Source organism: Nitrosophilus sp., assembly GCF_982775275.1.
In genome coordinates, this window is sequence record NZ_CEXZHP010000131.1 from 1 (window position 1) to 4323 (window position 4323).

Sequence of the window (4323 nt, forward strand, 5' to 3'; positions counted from 1 at the left end):
TTCTTCAAAATATCTGGTCAGTTCTGCAATAGAGATTGTAAAATATTTTAATGTCGATTTAGATACTCCGCTTCAATATTCTCTTCAAAAAAGAGCATATTTGGCTTCTACGATAATAAAATTTGCTTTTTTTTTAAAAATCCCTCTACTTTTTTATTTTATATTTACCCTTGATAAACTATCAAATATCATCCCAGGAGCAATGTGCGCAGCGGGAGTTGTTACTGCTAACGAGTATGGAGTTTGGCTTTTGGCTATAAAGATTTTAAATATTTATCTTTTTGGATTGTGGTTAGTTCTAAACAGCGAGGATCTAAAAAGGAAAGATTATGCCTTTGTAAAAACAAAATTTAAAATGTTTATCTTTTTATTTTTATTGCTAAGTATTGAGAGCGGTTTAGAGTTTTTATATTTTAACGGGATAGATGTTTCAAAAATTGTTAGCTGTTGCGGCGTGCTTTTTAATCCCGTAAAAACATCTCCTTTAAGCTTGGTTTTGCAAATTCCAAGAGAGTTGATAGTAGGGCTGTTTTATCTTCTTTTTATAACTATTTTAATAGCCGGCTTTTTGAAAAAAGCCTATCTATTTTTTATTTTAAATATTCTATTTTTAATAGACTCGATATTATCTATTATAATATTTTTTAGTCCATATATTTATGAGTTGCCAACCCACAAATGCCCCTTTTGTTTCTTGCAAAAAGAGTATTATTATATAGGATATTTTATATACGCTTTTTTGTTTTTAGGAACATTTTATGCATTTGCGATAGGATTTGAGAAATTAGTCATAAAAAAAGAGCCGCCATATTTTTATAAATCAATTATTTATAATCTATTATTTGTTGCTATTTTAACCTATTATGTAGTAGGATACTATTTTAAAAACGGAGTATGGCTTTTTTAATTTAAGGAGTTTAAATTGAAAAGAGTATTGGCACTATTTTTTATAGCAACACTTTTTTTTAGCGGTTGTGAAAAAATTGGGGTTTACAAAGAAGGAAACATAGAAAAAAAACCTTTGGAATTTAAAAAGGGCGAAGTTCAATGCGTTGAATGCACAATGCAGATTGAAAGTAAAGAGCACTCTGCTCAAGCAGTGCTACCAAACGGTAGAACCTATTTTTTTGATGATCCTGGATGTATGGCCTTGTGGTTTAAAAAACAGGAAAATAAAAAAGATATAAAGCTTTGGGTTTATACTGATGATACTAAAAGATATATTGATGCTAGAAAAGCTTGGTATAAACTGGGTATTCAAACACCTATGAATTATGGATTTGGAGTTTATGAAAAAAAGGTTGAAGGAGCTGTTGATTTTGATACTTTTTTAGTGATGATGTATAGAGGAGAAAATCTAACCAATCCAAAAATTAGGAAAAAGGTGTTAGGAGAATAGGCTTAGAAGCCCATTCCTCCCATACCACCTCCCATATCAGGCATTGCTGGAGCTGCCGGTTTTTCTTCTTTTATCTCACTTACTGTTGCTTCAGTTGTTAGAAGCAAGCTCGCAACTGAAACTGCGTTTTGTAGTGCAACTCTCTCAACTTTTGCAGGGTCAACTATACCAGCTTCAAACATATCTACATACTCACCTGTTGCAGCGTTGAAACCTATATTTTCATTGTCGGCATTTTCTACATTGTTAGCAACTACACCAGGATCAAATCCAGCGTTTTCAGCTATCTGTTTTAGAGGTGATTTTATAGCTCTAAGTATAATTTCGGCCCCTATTTTTTCATCACCTTCTAAATCAAGAGTTACTTTGTTTGCGGCTCTAATAAGCGCAGTTCCTCCACCTATAACGATACCTTCTTCAACAGCGGCTTTTGTAGCGCTTAGAGCGTCATCAACTCTGTCTTTTTTCTCTTTCATCTCAGTTTCTGTGGCAGCACCAACTTTTATAACTGCAACACCGCCGCTTAGTTTTGCAAGTCTCTCTTGAAGTTTTTCTTTGTCATATTCGCTTGTTGTAACTTCTATTTGAGCTTTAATCTCTTTTATTCTTGCTTCAACAGCGTCTTTTGAGCCTTTTCCGCCAACGATAGTTGTATTTTCTTTATCAACTACGATTCTATCAGCTTGTCCAAGATCTTCTAAAGTCGCACCCTCAAGAGTTCTACCAAGCTCTTCACTTATTACTTGGCCGCCTGTTAATATAGCTATATCTTGAAGCATAGCTTTTCTTCTATCTCCAAAACCTGGAGCTTTTACGGCACATACGTTTAGCGTTCCTCTTAATTTGTTTACAACCAAAGTAGCTAAAGCTTCCCCTTCAACATCTTCAGCAACTATCAATAGAGGTTTATTACCTGTTTGAACAACTTTTTCTAAAATTGGAAGTAGATCTTTCATATTGCTTATTTTTTTGTCATATAAAAGGATATATGCATTTTCCAATACCGCTTCCATACTTTCAGTATCTGTTACAAAATATGGGCTTAAATACCCTCTGTCAAACTGCATACCTTCTACTACGTCAAGTTCATCATGAAGAGATTTACCTTCTTCAACAGTTATAACGCCATCTTTTCCAACTTTATCCATCGCTTCAGCGATTAGGTCTCCTATTTTTGGGTCGTTGTTTGCTGAAATCGTAGCAACTTGGGCTATCTCTTTTTTATCTTTTACCTCTTTAGAGATTTTTTTAAGCTCTTCTACGATTGCTTCGGTAGCTTTATCCATACCTCTTTTAACTTCTATAGGATTTGCACCGGCAGTAATATTTCTAAGTCCCTCTTTAAAAATACTATATGCCAAAACTGTTGCTGTTGTTGTTCCATCACCCGCTTCGTCAGCAGTTTTGCTAGCAACCTCTTTTACAAGCTGAGCTCCCATATTTTCCACAGTATTTGGAAGTTCAATCTCTTTTGCAACACTAACACCGTCTTTTGTAATGCTAGGAGCTCCAAAACTTTTTTGGATCAAAACATTTCTACCTCTTGGTCCCATAGTAACTTTTACTGCATCAGCAAGTTTTCTAACACCTTCAAAAAGTTCGTTTCTTGCAATATCACTAAAATGAATCTCTTTTGCTGCCATCAGCCCCTCCTTATTACTTTAAAATTCCTAAAATATCGTCAGTTTGAAGTATCAAATACTCTTTGCCCTCTAAGTTGATCTCTGTTCCTGAATATTTTGCAAATACTACAGTATCGCCAACTTTTATATGTCCTTCCTCTTCAACTTCTGGACCTATTGCAATAACTTTTCCTTCGAGTGGTTTTTCTTTTGCATTGTCTGGAATAATAATCCCTGAAGGTGTTTTTGCAGGTTCTTCAACTCTTTCAACTAATACTCTGTTACCAAGTGGTTGAAAATTCATTTGATCCTCCTTTATATAGTTTGTATCAATCTTTAGCACTCTTAGTTTTTGAGTGATAGAATTTTATTAGAAAATAGCTTAAATAAACTTTAAATATTATAAAAGTTTAGTCAATATGACTAAAATATAATGATATTGATTTTTATATGTTGATTTAAACCTTTTTTATCGTTTAAGTCGCTATAATAAAAAAACTGTTTTTGGAGAGAAAAATGAAAAAAATATCTATCTATTTTATATTAACGTTTGTGACTTTGTCCATTTTGATGTTTGTTTTGCTTTTTACTCCAGTTGGTAACTCATTATTAAAGCCGTTTATTGAATCAAAAATTAATGAGAAATTACCGCATAAAGTGGTGCTTGAGAGTTTTTTATTAACCCCGTCCAAAATAGAAGCAAAAATAAAAATAGATGAAAGCTCTTTTATAAAAGCGGAGGGCGAATATAATCTTTTTGATAAAAGTTTTGATATAAACTATATTTTAAAAATAGGTGATTTATCAAAAATTTCTCCTTTAATAGATATGAAAATAAGGGGTGAATTTAATACAAAGGGCAAAATAATAGGTAATGATAAGCTTTTAAAAATTCTTGGAAATAGCGACGTAGCAAATAGCGATACGGACTATTATATAACATTAAAAGATTTTAAACCTAATGCAGCTGATATAAAAATAAAAAATGCAAAATTGGAAAAACTTTTATATATGTTAAATCAACCTATATATGCTCAAGCAAATATAGATGTCAATGCAAAAATGAAAAGTTTGAATATAAAAAAATTAGCTGGAGATATATTGTTGGATGTTAAAAATGGAAAAACCTATCCTAAAGTTTTATATAAAGAGTTTAATCTCACAGATGCAAAAATATCTTTTGAATTAAACAGCAAAACTAAGATCAAAAACTCTATAGCTACTTCCAAAATGATTTTAAACTCATTGGTTGCAAAAGCCAATATGAAAAATGCAATATTTGATATAAATAAAAAAAGTTTT

4 protein-coding genes and 1 pseudogene are annotated in these 4323 nt (G+C 32.0%); 3 read left to right on the forward strand and 2 right to left on the reverse strand.

Annotation, left to right across the window (positions count from 1 at the left end; all coding sequences use genetic code 11):
* Together AC30RD_RS06695 and AC30RD_RS06700 are read left to right on the forward strand one after the other, a co-directional pair.
* On the forward strand, positions 1 to 907 hold a 907-nt coding region (locus AC30RD_RS06695; protein ID WP_489493617.1), incomplete at its 5' end, for a hypothetical protein.
* Positions 908 to 922: 15 nt separating this feature from the next.
* Positions 923 to 1399, forward strand: a complete 477-nt coding sequence (locus AC30RD_RS06700) for a hypothetical protein (RefSeq protein WP_489493619.1) — start codon at positions 923 to 925, stop codon at positions 1397 to 1399.
* Positions 1400 to 1401: 2 nt separating this feature from the next.
* Here AC30RD_RS06700 and groL read toward each other — a convergent pair whose 3' ends face one another.
* Together groL and groES are read right to left on the reverse strand one after the other, a co-directional pair.
* On the reverse strand, positions 1402 to 3042 hold the full coding sequence (groL, locus tag AC30RD_RS06705; RefSeq protein WP_489493620.1) for a chaperonin GroEL: 1641 nt from the start codon (positions 3040 to 3042) through the stop codon (positions 1402 to 1404).
* Positions 3043 to 3055: 13 nt separating this feature from the next.
* Complete coding sequence (gene groES, locus AC30RD_RS06710) at positions 3056 to 3325, reverse strand: co-chaperone GroES (protein ID WP_489493621.1); 270 nt, start codon at positions 3323 to 3325, stop codon at positions 3056 to 3058.
* A 212-nt stretch (positions 3326 to 3537) separates the two neighbouring features.
* Here groES and AC30RD_RS06715 point away from each other — a divergent pair.
* A pseudogene (locus tag AC30RD_RS06715) lies at positions 3538 to 4323 on the forward strand (hypothetical protein); the annotation flags it as partial.

What these genes read in the sequence shown, in the direction of transcription:
- groL (WP_489493620.1), bottom strand. Translation starts at nt 3,042, where the DNA reads ATGGCAGCAAAAGAGATTCATTTTAGTGATATTGCAAGAAACGAACTT.
- groES (WP_489493621.1), bottom strand. Translation starts at nt 3,325, where the DNA reads ATGAATTTTCAACCACTTGGTAACAGAGTATTAGTTGAAAGAGTTGAA.